This is a genomic window from Pseudomonas peli (assembly GCF_050563605.1).
Taxonomy (GTDB): Bacteria; Pseudomonadota; Gammaproteobacteria; order Pseudomonadales; family Pseudomonadaceae; genus Aquipseudomonas; species Aquipseudomonas peli_A.
In genome coordinates, this window is record NZ_JBNXUH010000008.1 from 92,648 (window position 1) to 109,909 (window position 17,262).

12 protein-coding genes are annotated in these 17,262 nt (G+C 58.5%); 5 read left to right on the forward strand and 7 right to left on the reverse strand.

All coding sequences use genetic code 11. The features are described from left to right. Nucleotides 1-180: 180 nt before the first annotated feature. Both ACQ4LH_RS11770 and ACQ4LH_RS11775 read right to left on the reverse strand, forming a co-directional pair. Nucleotides 181-2,478: a TonB-dependent receptor gene (locus ACQ4LH_RS11770; protein WP_430697329.1), complete on the reverse strand. Its 2,298-nt coding sequence runs from the start codon at nucleotides 2,476-2,478 to the stop codon at nucleotides 181-183. Between the two features lie 283 nt (nucleotides 2,479-2,761). Next, nucleotides 2,762-3,925 carry a type III PLP-dependent enzyme gene (locus ACQ4LH_RS11775; RefSeq protein ID WP_430697330.1) on the reverse strand — a complete coding sequence of 388 codons (1,164 nt, stop codon included), beginning with the start codon at nucleotides 3,923-3,925 and terminating at the stop codon, nucleotides 2,762-2,764. Between the two features lie 477 nt (nucleotides 3,926-4,402). On the opposite strand from ACQ4LH_RS11775, the gene ACQ4LH_RS11780 reads away from it, so the two are divergent. The 3 genes from ACQ4LH_RS11780 (at nucleotide 4,403) to ACQ4LH_RS11790 (ending at nucleotide 7,217) form a co-directional block, all read left to right on the forward strand. Continuing rightward, the gene (locus ACQ4LH_RS11780; protein ID WP_430697331.1) at nucleotides 4,403-5,986 is read left to right on the forward strand and encodes a peptide chain release factor 3; all 1,584 of its coding nucleotides are present in this window, start codon (nucleotides 4,403-4,405) and stop codon (nucleotides 5,984-5,986) included. Between the two features lie 120 nt (nucleotides 5,987-6,106). Further along, nucleotides 6,107-6,424, forward strand: a complete 318-nt coding sequence (locus ACQ4LH_RS11785) for a hypothetical protein (protein WP_430697332.1) — start codon at nucleotides 6,107-6,109, stop codon at nucleotides 6,422-6,424. Between the two features lie 10 nt (nucleotides 6,425-6,434). Then, nucleotides 6,435-7,217, forward strand: coding sequence for a TatD family hydrolase (locus ACQ4LH_RS11790; RefSeq protein WP_430697333.1), 783 nt, complete (start codon nucleotides 6,435-6,437; stop codon nucleotides 7,215-7,217). Between the two features lie 62 nt (nucleotides 7,218-7,279). On the opposite strand, the gene ACQ4LH_RS11795 is transcribed toward ACQ4LH_RS11790, so the two are convergent. After that, nucleotides 7,280-9,310: a methyl-accepting chemotaxis protein gene (locus tag ACQ4LH_RS11795; protein WP_430697335.1), complete on the reverse strand. Its 2,031-nt coding sequence runs from the start codon at nucleotides 9,308-9,310 to the stop codon at nucleotides 7,280-7,282. Nucleotides 9,311-9,529: 219 nt separating this feature from the next. On the opposite strand from ACQ4LH_RS11795, the gene ACQ4LH_RS11800 reads away from it, so the two are divergent. Next, entirely contained in the window at nucleotides 9,530-10,432 is a 903-nt protein-coding gene (locus ACQ4LH_RS11800) for an ROK family protein (RefSeq protein ID WP_430697337.1), read from the forward strand. On the opposite strand, the gene ampE is transcribed toward ACQ4LH_RS11800, so the two are convergent. From ampE to ACQ4LH_RS11815, 3 genes are all read right to left on the reverse strand, one after another. Beyond that, nucleotides 10,425-11,261 (reverse strand): regulatory signaling modulator protein AmpE, encoded by an 837-nt coding sequence (gene ampE / locus ACQ4LH_RS11805; RefSeq protein WP_430697338.1) that lies wholly within the window; start codon nucleotides 11,259-11,261, stop codon nucleotides 10,425-10,427. The two genes, ACQ4LH_RS11800 and ampE, sit on opposite strands and share 8 nt — an antisense overlap. Further along, complete coding sequence (ampD, locus tag ACQ4LH_RS11810; RefSeq protein ID WP_430697339.1) at nucleotides 11,258-11,821, reverse strand: 1,6-anhydro-N-acetylmuramyl-L-alanine amidase AmpD; 564 nt, start codon at nucleotides 11,819-11,821, stop codon at nucleotides 11,258-11,260. The genes ampE and ampD overlap by 4 nt, the downstream gene beginning before the upstream one ends. A gap of 140 nt (nucleotides 11,822-11,961) precedes the next feature. Further along, complete coding sequence (locus tag ACQ4LH_RS11815; RefSeq protein ID WP_430697340.1) at nucleotides 11,962-14,277, reverse strand: DUF1631 domain-containing protein; 2,316 nt, start codon at nucleotides 14,275-14,277, stop codon at nucleotides 11,962-11,964. Between the two features lie 363 nt (nucleotides 14,278-14,640). Between ACQ4LH_RS11815 and nadC the strand changes: the two genes are divergently transcribed. Continuing rightward, nucleotides 14,641-15,489, forward strand: coding sequence for a carboxylating nicotinate-nucleotide diphosphorylase (nadC, locus tag ACQ4LH_RS11820; RefSeq protein WP_430697341.1), 849 nt, complete (start codon nucleotides 14,641-14,643; stop codon nucleotides 15,487-15,489). Nucleotides 15,490-15,595: 106 nt separating this feature from the next. On the opposite strand, the gene ACQ4LH_RS11825 is transcribed toward nadC, so the two are convergent. After that, nucleotides 15,596-17,254 (reverse strand): Wzy polymerase domain-containing protein, encoded by a 1,659-nt coding sequence (locus ACQ4LH_RS11825; protein WP_430697342.1) that lies wholly within the window; start codon nucleotides 17,252-17,254, stop codon nucleotides 15,596-15,598. Nucleotides 17,255-17,262: the final 8 nt, after the last annotated feature.

A 17,262-nucleotide genomic window follows, 5' to 3' on the forward strand; every position in this document is an offset into this window, starting at 1 on the left:
CCACCAAACAGTTGCAAATGATTCTAAATAGCTGGAGCGCACTATGACAGCGCCGCACGCCGGGACCGTTGATCCAGCCCAATAAATTGAGCCGATGCACTGGCCCGCCGGCTAGCGGCACAGCATAAAAAACGCCCCGGAGGCCAAAGCATCCGGGGCGCGTTTTACTGCCTGAGCGACTTAGAAGCGGAAGTCGGTGCTCAGGGTCAGGGTGCGTGGATCGCCGAGCATGGCGCGACGACCATTCCAGTTGGTAGAAATGGCGTACTCCTCATCGGTCAGGTTATCCAGGTTGACCCGTACATCCAGGTTCGGGTTGACCTCGTAGGACGCCATCGCATTGAAGGTGGTGTAGCTCGGCAGCTTGCCCACTGCGCCGTTGGGGATAATGCGCTCGGCATCGTCCGGACGGCCCAGGTAGGACGAACCCACATGCTTGGCACCCGCACCGATGGTCACGCCAACCGGCAGACGGTAGGTGGTCCACAGGCTACCCGACACGCGCGGGGTAAAGGCCAACTCATCACCACTGGTGCGATCCACTGTGCCGTAGTCAGCGGCGTTGGCACGCTTGCGTACGTCATCCAGGTATGCACTGTGCTTACGCTCGCTGTCCATAAAGACGATGCCGGCAAACACATTCCAGTCGTCAGTAATTTTGCCTGTGGCACTTAGCTCCAGACCTTTGACGATCTGCTTGCCATAACCCTTGAGGGTAGCTGGCGCTGCCTGCCCCGCATCAAGCCCGGTAATCGGCACGTCCTTTTTCACGGTGTAGAACAGCGCAGCGGCCGTCGAAAGACGCTTGTCGAAGAAGTCCCACTTGGTACCCAGCTCGTAGCTGTCGGCCTTAACCGGACCGGCGCCATCCACCAGCCCTGGCATAGCCTGACCAGCGACGCGGGAAATGTCAGCGTTCGACAGGAAAGAACCTGCTGGCTGCACCGAGCGGCCATAAGCGGCGTAGATGCTGCCGTATTCCACCGGTTTGTAAACCAGGCCCAGCTTGCCGGCCACGGTGAACTCGGTGTCATCGTAGCCATCCGGCCCTACAGGTGCGCCGGCAACGGTCTTGCTGCTGATATCGACCTGGTAGTTCTCCAGGCGCAGGCCGCCGGTGACTTGCCACTGCTTGTTCAGCTCGATGGTGTCGTACACGTACAGGGCAACCGTATCGACCGTCACCTCATTGCGCTCGGCAGCACGCTCGGCGGCAGGCCCGGCACGGTTGTAATCCGGATCAAAGATATTTGCATTACCCGGATTGATCGCAGCGTAGGTCGCGCCTTCGGACTTTTCGCGAGTCAGCTCCAGACCGGTCGCCAGATTGTGCTGCAGGCTGCCGGTGGCGAACTGCGCAGACAGGTTGGTCTGGTTGGACAGACTGGTGTTAACCCGATCATAAAACTGTGTATCGGTACGCAACTGGTCACCGCCCAGGAACTGGAATGGCACGGTGTAACGCGCATCACGGTCAACCCGCGCCCAGCGAGTCTGATTGCTCAGGGTCAGGCCAGTGGACAAATCGTGCTCGACACGCGCCAGGAAGGCATCGCTGGTGGTGTCGTCATAATCGGACTTGAGGCCATAGAACTTGTCGCGATCTACCGACGATAGCGACGGATCATAAACAGCCTTGAGCCCCTTGACCGACGAGCCGGACACGCCCCAGTCCGGGCGATCACTCATCTGCACATGCTCATAGGCAAAGATCGCGCGGGTATCGGTACCCAGGCCAAAAGCCACCGACGGTGCAACGCCCCAGCTGTTGTTCTCCGCGTGCTCGCGGCCGGCCACGCCGCTGTCTTCCAGCAGCAGGTTGAGGCGCGCGGCAGTAGTCTCGTTGATCACCTGGTTGGTATCCAGGGTCATGCGCTTGCGTGCCTCGGAATCGTACTGGTCGAAGGCATAGCTGATGCCGCCACCGATAAATTCTTCCAGGGTCGGCGTCTTGGTCACCAGGTTGATATAACCACCAGCACCGCCACGGCCATTATCGGCGGCCGGACCCTTGGCCACTTCGACCGACTCGACGTTGAACACGTCGCGGGTGTAGCTGCCGTTGTCGCGCGCACCGTCGATAAAGATGCTGCCGCTGGTGTCGAAACCACGCAGGCTGAAATTGTTGGTGCCGCTGGCAAAGCCGTTTTCGCCGGCATTGAAGCTGATACCCGGAGTGTTGCTCAGCACGTCCGTCAGGTTGCGCGCGCCTTGCTCCTTGAACAGCGCTTCAGGGATCACGCTGAAGGTCTGCGGCGTATCCAGCAGTGGCGCGGTCTGCTTCGGCGAGGAGGCCTTGTCGACCTTGTAACCTGTGTCCTGCTGACCTTTGACCGTAACGCTGCCCAGCTCTACCGGAGCTTTCTCGGCTTCGGCGGCAAAGCTGTGGCTGGCGCACGAAGCAATGGCAAAACCGATGGCACTGGCCAACAGGCGGCGTTGTGGGAGATTTCTGCGCTTTTTATCGTAGTTGTTCATGAGAATCGCTCAGGCTTTAAAAACTGGCGCGATTCTAATTAGTAAGCACTCTCAATCAATCTTTACATCTCGTTTACAGAAACTCCTTTGTAACAAAATTGTCAGCCTTCACCGCCGAGCGCATGCGGGGCTATCACTAGCGGAATGACGCAAAGGCTCTAGCGCAAGTAATAGCGACTGGAGCCGGCGCATTGGCTGGCATGTAACGCGCGGGCAAAATGTTGCGCGCACAAAAAAGGCACGGGGTCAGCCCGTGCCTTTTTGCCCAGCGCTAGGCCAGGCGTTACAGGTAAAACGACTTCAGCGGCGGAAAGCCGTTGAATTCCACCGCGCTGTAGCTGGTGGTGTAGGCGCCGGTAGACAGCCAGTACAGGCGGTCGCCGATAGCCAGGTTGAGCGGCAGGCCGTATTTGTAGTTCTCGTACATGATGTCGGCGCTGTCGCAGGTTGGGCCGGCGATCACCACTTCTTCCACTTCGCCTTTCTTCTCGGTCCAGATCGGGAACTTGATCGACTCGTCCATGGTTTCGATCAGGCCGCTGAACTTGCCCACGTCCACGTAAACCCAACGCTCGACGGCGGTACGCGATTTGCGCGCGACCAGCACCACTTCGCTGACCAGGATGCCGGCGTTGGCGATCAGCGAACGGCCCGGTTCCAGGATGATTTCCGGCAGGTCGTCACCGAAGTCTTCCTTGAGGAAGCGGATGATTTCCTCGGCGTAGGTTTCCAGGCTGTTGGTGCGGGTGATGTAGTTGGCCGGGAAACCGCCACCCATGTTGATCAGCTTGAGGACGATGCCGTCTTCTTCTTTCAGGCGCTCGAAGATCACCTTGACCTTGGCAATCGCCGCATCCCACACCGAGATGTCGCGCTGCTGCGAGCCGACATGGAAGGAGATGCCGTAAGGCACCAGGCCCAGGTCACGGGCGAGAATCAGCAGATCCATGGCCATATCGGTCTGGCAGCCGAACTTGCGCGACAACGGCCAATCGGCAGTGGTCGAACCTTCGGTAAGAATGCGTACATAGACTTTCGAACCCGGCGCGGCCTTGGCGATATTGCGCAGGTCGGCTTCGGAATCGGTGGAGAACAGACGCACGCCCTTCTCGTAGAAGTAGCGGATGTCCTTGGATTTCTTGATGGTGTTGCCGTAGCTGATACGGTCGGCACTGACGCCGCGATCCATCACCTTGTCCAGCTCGTAGATCGAGGCGATGTCGAAGCTGGAGCCTTTTTCCTTGAGCAGGTCGATGATCTCGACCGCCGGGTTGGCCTTGACCGCGTAGTAGATCTTGGCGAAGTCGAAACCGGCGCGCAGGTCATCGTAGGCCTGGCTGATGATCGCGGTATCGATCACCACGAACGGGGTTTCCTGGGTGTCGGCGAACGCCTTCATGCGCTGAAAAGTAGCGGGTGCGTAATAATCTTCGACCTTGATCGACATGCTCGGACTCCAGTTGGCTGAACCAGTTAAAACATTTTTAGTCAGGCAAACGCTGCACACGCAGGCAGTTGCCCATCATTTAGGGAGGCTTGGCGGGTGGCCCGCACAAGCAGAACGTCTGATCAGTTTCCCCACTTTGGTTCGCCTACTTCCCAAGGCATGTCGCCGAGTACCTTACAGGTCTCTCGTCGTCAGTACTTGAGCCGGATGGATCGTTGCCAGCATGGACGTTCGGGCGCGAACTTTAGGGCCATGGGGGGCTGAGATCAATCAAAAAATGCCGTGCTTTTGACCCTCTTTGTCGCCTTATTGATTGATCGTTTTATATTCAAAACAAAACGTCAGGAATGCTGCACAAAGCGCAGAAAAACCGTGGTTTTGTCCTCTGACTACAGGTCGCCGCGCTGAACGGCGTTTACCGTTATAATCGCCGCCTTTTTTGACAGACCGACTATTCAGTCGACGGGTTCCCGCACAATGACCATCCAGGCCACCGAAGTCGGCAAACGCCGTACATTCGCGATCATCTCTCACCCCGACGCCGGTAAGACCACCATTACCGAGAAGCTGCTGCTGATGGGCAAGGCGATTGCCGTGGCCGGCACGGTGAAGTCGCGTAAATCCGACCGTCACGCGACGTCCGACTGGATGGAAATGGAAAAGCAGCGCGGTATCTCCATCACCACCTCGGTGATGCAGTTCCCCTACCGCGAGCACATGGTCAACCTGCTCGACACCCCGGGCCACGAAGACTTCTCGGAAGACACCTACCGCACCCTGACTGCGGTGGACAGCGCGCTGATGGTGCTCGACGGCGGTAAGGGCGTTGAGCCTCGCACCATCGCCCTGATGGATGTGTGCCGCCTGCGCGACACGCCGATTGTCAGCTTTATCAACAAGCTCGACCGCGATATCCGCGACCCGATCGAACTGCTCGACGAGATCGAAGCGGTACTGAAGATCAAGGCTGCGCCGATCACCTGGCCGATTGGTTGCTACCGCGACTTCAAGGGCGTGTACCACCTGGCCGACGACTACATCATCGTCTACACCCCGGGCCACGGCCACGAGCGCACCGAAACCAAGATCATCCAGCACCTTGACTCCGATGAGGCCCGCGCCCACCTGGGTGACGAGTACGAGCGCTTTATCGAGCAGCTGGAACTGGTGCAGGGCGCCTGCCACGAGTTCGACCAGCAGGAGTTCCTCGACGGCCAACTGACTCCGGTGTTCTTCGGCACCGCGCTGGGCAACTTCGGCGTCGACCATGTACTCGACGCGGTAGTCGACTGGGCACCCAAGCCACTGGCGCGCGTGGCCAACGAGCGCACCGTGGAGCCGGTGGAAGAGAAATTCAGCGGCTTCGTGTTCAAGATCCAGGCGAACATGGACCCCAAGCACCGCGACCGTATCGCCTTTATGCGCATCTGCTCGGGCAAATACAGCCAGGGCATGAAGATGCGCCACGTGCGCCTGGGCAAGGACGTGCGCATCGGCGACGCCCTGACCTTCTTCTCCAGCGAGCGTGAAATGCTGGTCGAGGCCTATGCCGGCGACATCATCGGCCTGCACAACCACGGCACCATCCAGATCGGCGACACCTTTACCGAAGGCGAAGCGCTGGGCTTCACCGGTATCCCGCACTTCGCCCCGGAACTGTTCCGCCGCGTACGCCTGAAAGACCCGCTGAAATCCAAGCAGCTGCGCCAGGGCCTGCAACAGCTGGCCGAGGAAGGCGCGACCCAGGTGTTCTTCCCCGAGCGCAGCAACGACATCATCCTCGGCGCGGTCGGTGTGCTGCAGTTCGACGTGGTCGCCAGCCGCCTGAAAGAGGAATACAAGGTCGAATGCGCCTACGAGCCAATCACCGTGTGGTCCGCGCGCTGGATCGACTGCAGCGACAAGAAGAAGCTTGAGGAATTCTCCAACAAGGCGGTGGAAAACCTCGCCCTGGATGGCGGCGGCCACCTCACCTACCTGGCCCCCACGCGGGTCAACCTGGCGCTTATGGAAGAACGCTGGCCAGACGTGAAATTCCGCGCCACCCGCGAGCATCACTAAGCCCTAGCGAAGCCGCGCACTCACTGATGCACGGCTTTTGCCTCAGCGCATGGAGCGCCACACTTCCCATGGGCAAGGCACTGGCTTAGGCTGGCGCCTCAACCTACAGGGAGTAACTCCATGCGCACGATGCTCTTCACCGCTTTAAGCCTGTTCGCCAGCTACAGCCTCGCCGGGGTGGAAATCCGCCAATCCTACTGGTACGTCGAACTCTCCTGCGAGGGCAACTCACAGTGCTTTGCGGCCAGCAACGGCAGCTACACCTCCAACCAGAGCGCCGCCCGCCGCTTTGACGATGCGAACAAGGCGCAGCGCTTTGTCGACAGCTTCACCAGTAGCATCAGCGGGAAATCCCCGCGAATCGTCCAAGGCGCTGACAGTAAGTGCGTGAGCGACGACGAAGCACGCCGCCTGAACCTCTCTGGCAACCGCTGCTAGCCGTGATGCTATGCGCCTGATCGACACCCATACCCATCTGGACTTCCCCGACTTCGATACTGATCGCGCCGAGCTGCTGGCCCGCTGCCGCGATCTTGGCGTCGAGCGCCTGGTGGTGCTGGGTGTGCATCAGGCCAACTGGCAGCGTGTGTGGGATCTGGTACAGACCGAAGATGGTTTGTACGCCGCCTTCGGCCTGCACCCGGTGTACCTGGATGAACACCAGCCCGAACACCTGAACGAACTGCGTGACTGGCTGACTCGCTGCGCCGGCCATCCGAAGCTCTGCGCCGTGGGCGAGTTCGGCCTGGACTACTTTCTCGAACAGCTGGATCGCGAGCGACAGCAACAGCTGTTCGAGGCGCAGCTCAAACTGGCCAGCGAGCTCGAGCTGCCAGCCCTGCTGCACGTACGCCGCGCCCATGCGCCGACCATCGCCACGCTCAAGCGCCTCAAGCCAGCGCGCGGCGGCATCATCCACGCCTTTGCCGGCAGCACTGAAGAAGCCCGCGAATACCTCAAGCTCGGCTTCAAGCTCGGCCTGGGCGGCGCACCGACTTGGCCGCAGGCACTGCGGCTGCGCAAGGTAGTGGCGCAACTGCCGCTGGAGGCCATCGTGCTGGAAACCGACTCACCCGACATGGCCCCCGCCATGCACCCAAACCAGCGCAACAGCCCGGAATACCTGCCGGACATCTGCACAGCCCTGGCCGAGCTACGCGGCATCAGCGCCGACGAGCTGGCCAGCGCCAGCAGCCGCAACGCAGCCGAGTTGTTTGGCTGGAATAGCTAAGTCTGACTAACGCCCATAAAAAGCCCGCCAAGATGGCGGGCTTTTTCCAAGCGAGTTGCTGATCAGACGCGGAATGCACCAATCAACTGCTTCAAGCGCGCCACCAGCCCGGACAGCTCGCGGCTGGCCTGCTCGGTCTGGCTGGCGCCTTCGGCAGTACGCTCACCGGCCTGGCTGATCTCGACAATGTTCTGGTCGATATCCTGCGCGACGGCGGTCTGCTCTTCGGCAGCGGTGGCGATCTGCTGGTTCTGGTCGACAATCATGCCCACCGCGCCGAGGATATTCTCCAGCGCCTGCTGCACCTTGCCCGACTCGTTAACGGTGGTATCAGCCATCTGGTGACTGGCGTTCATCGCCTTGACCGCCGCGCCGACGCCGCTTTGCAGCTTGGCGATCATCGACTCGATTTGCTCGGTGGACTGCTGAGTACGCTTGGCCAGGTTACGCACCTCATCGGCCACTACGGCAAAGCCGCGACCCTGCTCACCGGCACGCGCGGCCTCGATGGCGGCGTTGAGCGCCAGCAGGTTGGTCTGTTCGGCAATGCCCTTGATCACGTCCAGCACCTGGCTGATTGAGGCGCTGTCACTGGCCAGTTTGTTGATCACCGCCACCGACTGGTCGATTTCCCCAGCCAGGCGCTGAATGCTGCCCACCTGGGACTCGACCAGCGCACGGCCGCTAACCGTTTCATCATTCACGCTCTGCGCGCTGCCCACTGCGGCGGCAGCGCTATGCGCCACTTCCTGGGCAGTGGCAGACATCTGATTCATTGCGGTGGCGATCAGGTCGATCTGCCCACGCTGGCCGGCCACCGCCTGGTTACTTTCGCCAGAGACCTGCTGCACACGGTCCGCCTGGCGCTCAACCTCAACCACGGTCTGCCCCACGCGTTCGATCAACTGGTGGATCTTGCTCACCGTCTCATTGAACACCTGACCCAGCTCGCCCAGCTCATCCTGGCTCTGCGCCTTGAAGCTGACGGTCATATCGCCCGCTGCCACCTGGTTCATCACCTGGCCGAGCTTTTTCAGGGTGGTACGGATTGATACGTAGAAGCCGCCGTACAGGTAAACGATCAGCAGGAACACCACCAGCAGAGCAGCGACCAGCAGCACCATCTGTGTACGGTTTTCCTCCAGGCGCACCTGCAGCTGCTTGTCGAGGAACACGAGCACGGCATCATTGAGCTGATAGGTCTGCTCCATGGCGCCGCTGATATCCGCGTAGAACTGCGCCCAAGGCGTATCCAGCGAGTCGGCGATAACCACCTTGTCTTCAAACAGCACCGCCGTGGTCTTCAGGGTTTCCAGGCTGCTCGCGGCCTGACTGGCCAGCTCCGTGCGCGCCTGCGCGCTGCTGTTGAGCGACGCCTGCAGGTTCAGACCGTACTCGCCATGCAGCTTTTCCAGCTCCAGCAGCAGTTCATCGAAGGCGGTACTGGCCGATGAGTTGAGAAAGCCTTGGGCCAGGGAATAGGCGCCTACTGCACGGCCTTCGCTAAGCGCCGCGGTGACCTTGGGCGTGTCCACGGTGACCAGTTCGATCATCTGTCGCACGGCGCCCTGACGGTCCTGGCTCAAGCCGGCTTGAGCGGCGACCAGTTTGATAAACACCTGAGAGCTGCCCAGCAGCTTTTCCGCCAGGGCGATCTTGCCCTGCAGCGAGGTCTCGGCCTGCACCGCGCCCAGCTCGGTAATCAGCTGATCGCGCTTGCTGTTGAACTCTTCAATTTGCTCAGGCTCGCGCACTACCGCCGCCATGCCCTGCAACGCTTCGCCAATGCTGCCTTGCAGCTTGACCAGACGCGCCTCAAGATCGCCCGCCTGGCCGGACTGACCGATCATGGCGTTGACCTCGATAAGGTCGACGAAGTCTTCGAGATTACGCCGCAGCGTGAGGCTTTCACCGAGCAGATCAATGCTCTCGAGAGCCGCCTGAGTACTGACGAACTGCCGGTAGGAGTCACGCACCAGATAGAAGTTGGTGACCAGCATGGGCAGAAAGAACAGAACACTGATCAGACTGAACTTCATGCCGAAGCTGAGGCGATTCATTAGCGCGATGGCCGGATACAACACGGTCTTCACAGGACGTCTCCAGTTCTAATTATTGTCGTGTAAGGTTACAAAACGGCCGTGCAGAATCTCAAACGGCGGCGTGTATGTCCCTTGCTGCTCGACCTGTGGCATTTGCATCAACGGGGTAAATATGGGCAGATTAATGTGATCAATGTCACAAAATAACGGTCGAACATGGCGCCATGTATACCTCTTATCGACCCCAACCTCTGTAACTTAAGGTTAATGATGCGCACACCACTGAAGCTCGGCATTGATCTGGGTGGCACTAAAGTCGAAATAATCGCACTGGAGAACGGCCAGCAAATCTTGCGCCGCCGCGCACCAACACCTCAGGGGGACTACCAGAAAACCGTCACCCTGATTGCCAGCTTAGTTGAAGATTGCGAGCGCGAACTGGGCAGCCGCGGCAGCGTCGGTGTCGGCATACCCGGCACCCGTTCCCCCGATCATGGGCGGATCAAGAATGCCAACTCCCAGTGTCTGATCGGCGAGGATCTGCAGGCCGACCTTGAGCAACGGCTACAGCGTCCAGTGCGCCTGGCCAATGACGCCGACTGCTTTGCCCTGTCAGAAGCCTGCGATGGCGCAGGCGAGGATGCCATAAGTGTTTTCGGAGTCATTCTTGGCACCGGCGTCGGTGGTGGCCTGGTAGTGCGCCAGCACCTGCTTAGTGGGCCGAATGCGATTGCCGGAGAATGGGGCCACAACCCCTTACCCTGGCGGAGCAACGAGGACGGCCCGAGTAGACGCTGTTATTGCGGCCAGGATGACTGCATTGAAACCTTTCTAAGTGGCCCGGGCTGGGCAGCACGCAGCAATCTTGGCCTGGACGCAAGCGCCCTGACGAACGCCGCAGAAGCGGGCGACCCACCCGCAAAACAGGCTTTTGCCCGCTACTGCGACCAACTGGCACGTGGCCTGGCATCGGTGATCAACCTGATTGATCCGCATGTGATCGTGCTGGGTGGCGGCATGTCCAACAGTGCCGCGCTCTACTCCCAGGTGGTGCCCCTGCTGCCGCGTTATGTGTTCTCCGATCAGGTCAACACGCGACTGCTGCAGGCCCGCCACGGCGACTCTAGCGGGGTACGCGGCGCCGCCTGGCTGTGGAACGACGATCTCAGATAAGCAGGGTCCAGACGGCAAACACCGCGTACCAGAACACCGCCGCACGCACCAACAGTTGCCATAGCCCATCCAGGCTGCTGACCCCAGCCTCGCCAATTACCGGCTCCGGCGTTTCGCCAGCTGCCCGCGCCGTAATAATCGCCAACTGCGCCGCGCTGATATCCCAGCTGAGCAGCTCATGCAGCAACGCCCGGCTGACCCCGGCAAAGTTGCCCACCAGCGCAAAACTGGCGGCCAGCACACGCACCGGTAGCCAGTCGAAGCCATGACGCACCTGTACGGCAGCCTCACGCAAGGCTGGCAGAGTGGCATGCTCGCCGGCCAGAGCAACCAGCCGATACGCCAGCGCCGCCAAAGGCCCCAGCAGCGCATACCAGAAGATCACCGCAAAGAAGCTCTGGTAGGCCTGCCACACCAGATGCCCCTGTACGCGCTGGAGCAACTCGCCCTCTTCGTCCGCCTCCAGCGCCAGATCACGCCGCGCCACCAGATAAGCAGCCTCGGCATCCTCACGGCGCCAGCTATCGCGAAACGGCCCCAGTGCCGCCAGCAAATCACCGCGACCCAGGCTGTAGATCACCACCAACAGATGCACCGGCAACGCCAGCCAACCATAGGCCACAGGCTCGAGCACCAGCAGAATCAGGCCCAGAGCGAACAACGGCAGCAGCACCAGCAGGGCCAACGCCAGCCAGGGCCGCTCAGCCCAGTGCGGCTTGCTCTCAGTCGCAGCCAGCAAGCGCAGCCACGGGCCATCGTGTTGAATGGGCTTACGCCAGGAAGAGAACTTCTCGACCCAGAGCACCAGCAGTAGCACCAGAAAATTCATGTCAGCTCCTTGTCTTGCTGCAATGCCATGCGCACGCGCTGCCAGTCGAATGCCCGGCCGGGGTCGGTCTTGCGGCCAGGCGCGATATCGCTATGGCCACAAATGCGCTCCAGAGTGATGGCCGGGTAAGCCGCCTGCAGCTGCCGGGTCAGTTCAATCAGCGCTGCATACTGCGCGGCAGTGAACGGCAGATCATCCGTACCTTCAAGTTCGATACCTAGGGAAAAATCATTACAGTTTTCCCGCTCGGCAAACCGCGACACACCGGCATGCCAGGCGCGCTCATTACAGGAGACGAACTGTGTGACGGCACCATCACGCTCGATAAAGAAATGCGCGGACACCTGCATGCTGGCGATGCTGGCGAAGTAAGGATGCTCCTCGGCATCCAGACGATTCTGAAAAAACGCCTGCACCTTGCCCGTGCCGAACTGCCCAGGCGGCAGGCTGATGTTATGGATCACCAACAGAGAAACTTCGCCCAGCGGCCGCTGATTAAAATTCGGCGATGGGCAGCGCTGGATGCCATCGCACCAGCCACTGGAAGGGTCCAGCTGCATAAAGACTCCTTGAACGAGCCACCACTCTAGTGCAGCGCCTGCTCAAGGCCAAGGGCGAATACCCGAGCAAACACGCAGATGCAAAAACGCCGCCGGGGCATTACCCCGGCGGCGTTGTGGTGACGCATCATTACAGACGATCAGGCGCCCTTGAGCTTGCGCAGGTTGCCAATCACCGATTCCAGCGCCCGATCAAACAGCAGCGCATCATCGAGCAGGCGAATCGCGCCGCGGCGGAACTCCACGGCCAAGCCCATGCGGGTTTTCTCCAGCACCTTCATACCGGTACGGTTGACGAAGATGTACTTGCCGGTTGGCTTGATCACCGCTGCCAGCTTGCACCGCAGCTTGTGTTCTTCATCTTCCTGAAACTCGACCCAACTGCCGACCCGCAAGTTATCGACCTGCAGCAGCGACTCATCGTCGTCCGGCAAGCTGGCTTCCGGCTCGGCGGCACGCAGTTCGCCAGGCGCCAGCAGAATGATCTCTTCGACCACCTCGACCATTGCCGGCTCTTCAACCGCTTCCGCAGCCGGTAGCTCCAGCAATGGCAACTCGATACCAGCCTCGGCCAAAGCAGCGCGCTGCTCTTCACCGATTTCAGCAAGCGGTGGCACGTCACCCTGCGGATTTTCTTCTGGCAAGCTGCGCTTGAAGCGCTGAAAAGCCTGCACATGTAAAGCTTCCAGCTGGCTAAAAAACTCACCGGTAGAGAACGGATCAAAGGCCGCGCTGGCCATGCCTTCGCGCAGCGCCTTAAGCAGCCCCGGCACCATCTCCAGCAAACGCATACGCGCTTCCGGCTCTTCGTGCAGCTCAACACTCCAGACCAGATCATCCATGGTTGCCAACGCTGCTTGCCACTCAGCCGACTCAACGCCGTGCTTCAGGCAGGTCAGCATAAGCACCTTGCTCCAGGCTTCCTGCAGCAGACGCACCACCACTTCCGGCAGAGTCTTGCCGAGCAAGCGCTCATTCAACGCCTGCTCGACTTCACGCCTCGCCAATGCAGCCTTGGCACTGCCTTCCTCGGCATCACGGGTACGCTGCTCAAGCAGCTCACTACGGCGGCGCTCATCACCGGTAAAGGCCAGAAACTCTGCCAACAGCTCGGAGAAGATCACCGGATCATCGACAAAGTCATTGAGCAGGCGTTGCACCACCTGCTCAATCTTCTGATACAGGCTGTCGCGCTGCGCATCGTCTTGCTCACCCCAACCCAGGGCGGCTGAGGCGATTTCATTGAGCAAACGGCGAGCCGGATGGCTGCCACGACTGAAGAAGGTCTTGTCAATCACCGCCACTTTCAGCATCGGAATCTGCAAGCGGCCAATCAGCGCCTTGAGTGAGTCCGGCAAGGTGCGATCGTCGAGGATAAATTCGAACAACATCGACACCAGGTTGATCACATCTTCATCAACCTCACCGACCACACGAGCCTTGCCCGCCTTGGCACTGGCACGGGTCAGCAAGCCTTCAAGCTGCTCACGCAGGTCAAAATCATCGCTGACCTGCGCTGGCGCACGCTGCTGCATATGCGAGAGCAGGCGCATCAGGTCATTGCTGGAGATCGGCATGGCGTCAGCCGGGCGGTTGCGCCGCGGAATCACCGAGCCACGCGCTTGGGAAAGCAGTTCCTGCAGGGCGCCGAAGACTTCCTGCACGCCCTCATCGGCAAATTCAGCCGAGAGTTCCGGCGATGCGTCCTGACGCGCACCACCAGCCGATGCACTGGCGCGCGAAGGATTCCGCCGCGCAGGTGCAGATTTGAGCTCCGGCAATACACCGGCAGCGATCAATGCTTGGTTGGCTTCGGCATACAGCTGATCGAGGTCGCTAAGTACGTACTTCTCGAACAGCTTAAGGATAATCAGCTTGACCCGGATCTCGACGCCCAGGCTGCTACAAGCATCAAGGAAGAATTCGCACAGACTGGTCGGACCGACGGGGTTGCTCTTATCGTCCAGCTTCTTGCTAACCATGGCGTTGAAGCGTGTGGTCAGGTGGCTGAGCGCCGTACCGTCGCGACTAACGACCTTGGCCACCATGGAATCCAGAGCGACCGACTCTTCCAACGCGTCGTTCTGCACCAGCGACAGGGTGTCAAACGACACCGCATCCAAAGGTGCAGGCTTGCCAATTTCATACTGATTAAGGGTGGCGAAGGCTTCGAAGACCTTCTGCAGGAAGCCGCGCTCGATATTCTTGCGCTTCAAGCGCAGATCGCGCATCGCCTCGAAGAACGCATTCTGCTCGGCATTGCTGGTGGCGCGATCCGCCATCTCGAACAGCGTATCGTCCGCATTGTCGAACAGCGCCTGCAACGCCGTTTTCAGCTGTTGCGCCGCTTTGTCACGCACATTTGTCAGCGCCACAGGCAGTCTTCCTACCGGCGAGGTGGGCGATTGCTCAGGGGCCACCTTGCTCAGGTGAACCACATTCGCATCAGTCTTCATTGCGAGTCTCCTGCAGACTGCCCCTCTTGGGCTAACCGATCTGCACAGCGATCAACTGAGCGTCATCCGTAACGTCAAAGGCCTGGCGTCAACAATTCTAAAAAGTAAAGCCATTATAGGGATGCGCGCACGCATACCAAGCTGACTTTTCCTCCAGACATGACCCGCGTCACAGATGCAGCGCCACAGCTTCCCAACGGTTACCTACACGCGACCAACGCAACAATCTATACATATCGGCGCATACAGCCAACGAAGAACTTCCATCAGCATAGCCCCACAGCCGCCAGAGAACAGCCGCAAACACTGCGCAAAAAGCTATCAATCCCTATAATCGGCGCATTCTGCTGACTGGAGCCCATCATGCCTAACCTTATCCTCGCCGACCTCGCCAACGAAATCGAGGCCAATGTGCGCCGCGCACTGGCAGAGGATATCGGCAGCGGCGACATCACCGCCCAACTGATCCCCGCCGAGCGTCTGGCGCATGCCAAGGTCATCACTCGCGAGCCCGCAGTAATCTGCGGCACTGCCTGGGTCGATGCCGTATTTCGCCAACTCGACCCACGAGTAGCCGTGCACTGGCATATCCAGGACGGCCAACGCGCCGAACCAAATCAGATATTGTTTGAACTGGAAGGCCCCGCCCGCGCCCTGCTCAGCGGTGAACGCAGCGCCCTGAATTTTCTGCAAACACTCTCAGCCGTAGCCACCCGCTGCCAGCACTATGCCGACCTAGTGCAAGGCACCACTGTCAAACTGCTCGACACCCGCAAAACGCTACCCGGCCTACGCCTGGCGCAGAAATACGCCGTGACCCAAGGCGGCTGCCACAACCACCGCATCGGCCTCTACGACGCCTTCCTTATAAAGGAAAACCATATCGCCGCCTGCGGCGGTATCGCCCAGGCCGTAGCGGCCGCGCACAAAATCGCACCCGGCAAGCCGGTGGAAGTTGAAGTGGAGAGCTTGGATGAACTGCGCCAGGCGCTGGACGCAGGGGCCGATATCATCATGCTTGATGAGCTGAGCCTGGAGGAAATGCGTGAAGCCGTAACCCTAGCTGCTGGCCGTGCAAAACTTGAAGCCTCGGGCGGCGTAAACGAAAACACCTTACGGGCGATTGCCGAGACCGGGGTGGACTATGCGTCAATTGGCGCGCTAACTAAGGATGTGAAAGCAGTAGATTTATCGATGCGTTTACGACAATAAAGCTTGGGCAGCACCTCACAACATCATAATGCCCTGCCAGTACACATACTGGCAGGGCAAATTTTGCTAAAAATGCCCTAAACATCATGGCATCACAGGCAAAAAGCTAGTCTTTATGCATTACAGAAAGCAATAGGAGAGCAGGATACTTCTCTGCCAATACATCTAGGCTAACCATCGCGCGATCAAAGCTTACTTCTCCATGTAAAGCCCTAAGACGTAGAAACTCACTATTGGCTTCTTCTATTTCCCCACTCAAGGCCAACGCAACACCTAAGCGGAATAGCGTATACGAGTAGGGGTTGCGATAAGCAACTTGCCGCATCCACGCCAGCTCATCGACACTCATCTCTTTCAAATATTCAAACCGGGAAAATCGTATTAACTCTCTTAAGCCAGAAAGCATTACCACATCAGGCGCATCGCGATCAGCCTTTAAAGTCCCGATCTTAAGATCTTCAAACCGCATCAGCCGATAATCCTCTTCGACCTTACGATATTCAAAAAACACCAGAAAAAACACCGCAAGGCAGGACACCCAAAAACCCAAAAACAAAGGCCGAGGCACTTTCCCAGCGGAAGATTCAGTTTCGGCGATTATAACGCCCAACATAAACCCCACTGGCAATAAAAAAAAGGCATATTCCAGGGGAAACTCGAGCATGCTATGTATCAAAACAAAACCAACAATTAAAAACAACAAAACGCTTTCACTGCGCCTGACTTTAACAGCAGTTAGCATCAGCCACCCACCAAGCGCCAACACAACAACCCCACCGACTAGAGGCCCACACCACAACATCAAATCTAAGACGATGTTGTGTGCGTGCTCCGTCGGCAGGGCAAATGGCTTGTCAAGCGAGACAAGCGCTTGGGCTACAGAGACCTGCCCCCAACCATAGCCCCACAAAGGGCCCTCAAAGAGCGCATATACAAATTGAGCCCAGAGCTCAAATCGCTGCATCTGCGACGCGCGCTCAAGCAAGCCGGGAAGGGAAAGACCAATACTTTCTGAAAAAATTGGATAGCCTATGGTTAAACTAGCATAGACCAGCACCCAACCAGCCATATGTAAATACCCGATCCTGAATTGCTCCCCTTTCCACCACCACCACACTAGAGAAAATACAGCACCCACCCATGGCGTCCGAGACTGGGTCAGAACAACCCCAAATATAAGAATAAAAGCAATTATCCCACTAACAAAAGCCCCAAAAAACTTTCGCTCAAACAAATAAATCAAGCCCCCCAACCCCATACATAATAAAGTGGCCAAGTTATTAGGCTGCGCTAGGTTTGCATAAGGCCTACCACCGAGCTGAATATCCACAACCCACATCCCAGAGGACAACCCGAGCCATTGAGCGATTGCTATAAAACAGCTAACAAGAGAAGCAAACACGAAAACACTGGAAAGCCATACACACACTTGCGAGGAGTTAGTTTGACCCAGATTAAACCCCGCAAAAATAGCAACAGAAAATGACGAAATATAGAAAAACGCCATCAAACTGTCACTTAGAAAGAACGTCACTCCAAATAAAAAATAGAAAATAGGCACAAGAGAAAATATAAAAATAAACAGCATAGAGCTGGTAAAGCCCCCCCCTCGATAAAAAAAACAGGCGCTCACTGAAAAAAGCGCAAAAAATGCAAAAAAGTCCTGGTACGCGGTTAGCCAAGGAACTGTATGGTTTGGCAACAGCCATGCCACGACAATGAACACAGCAGCCCAGAAAAAAGAAAGCCTGTAGACAGATGACATATTAACCC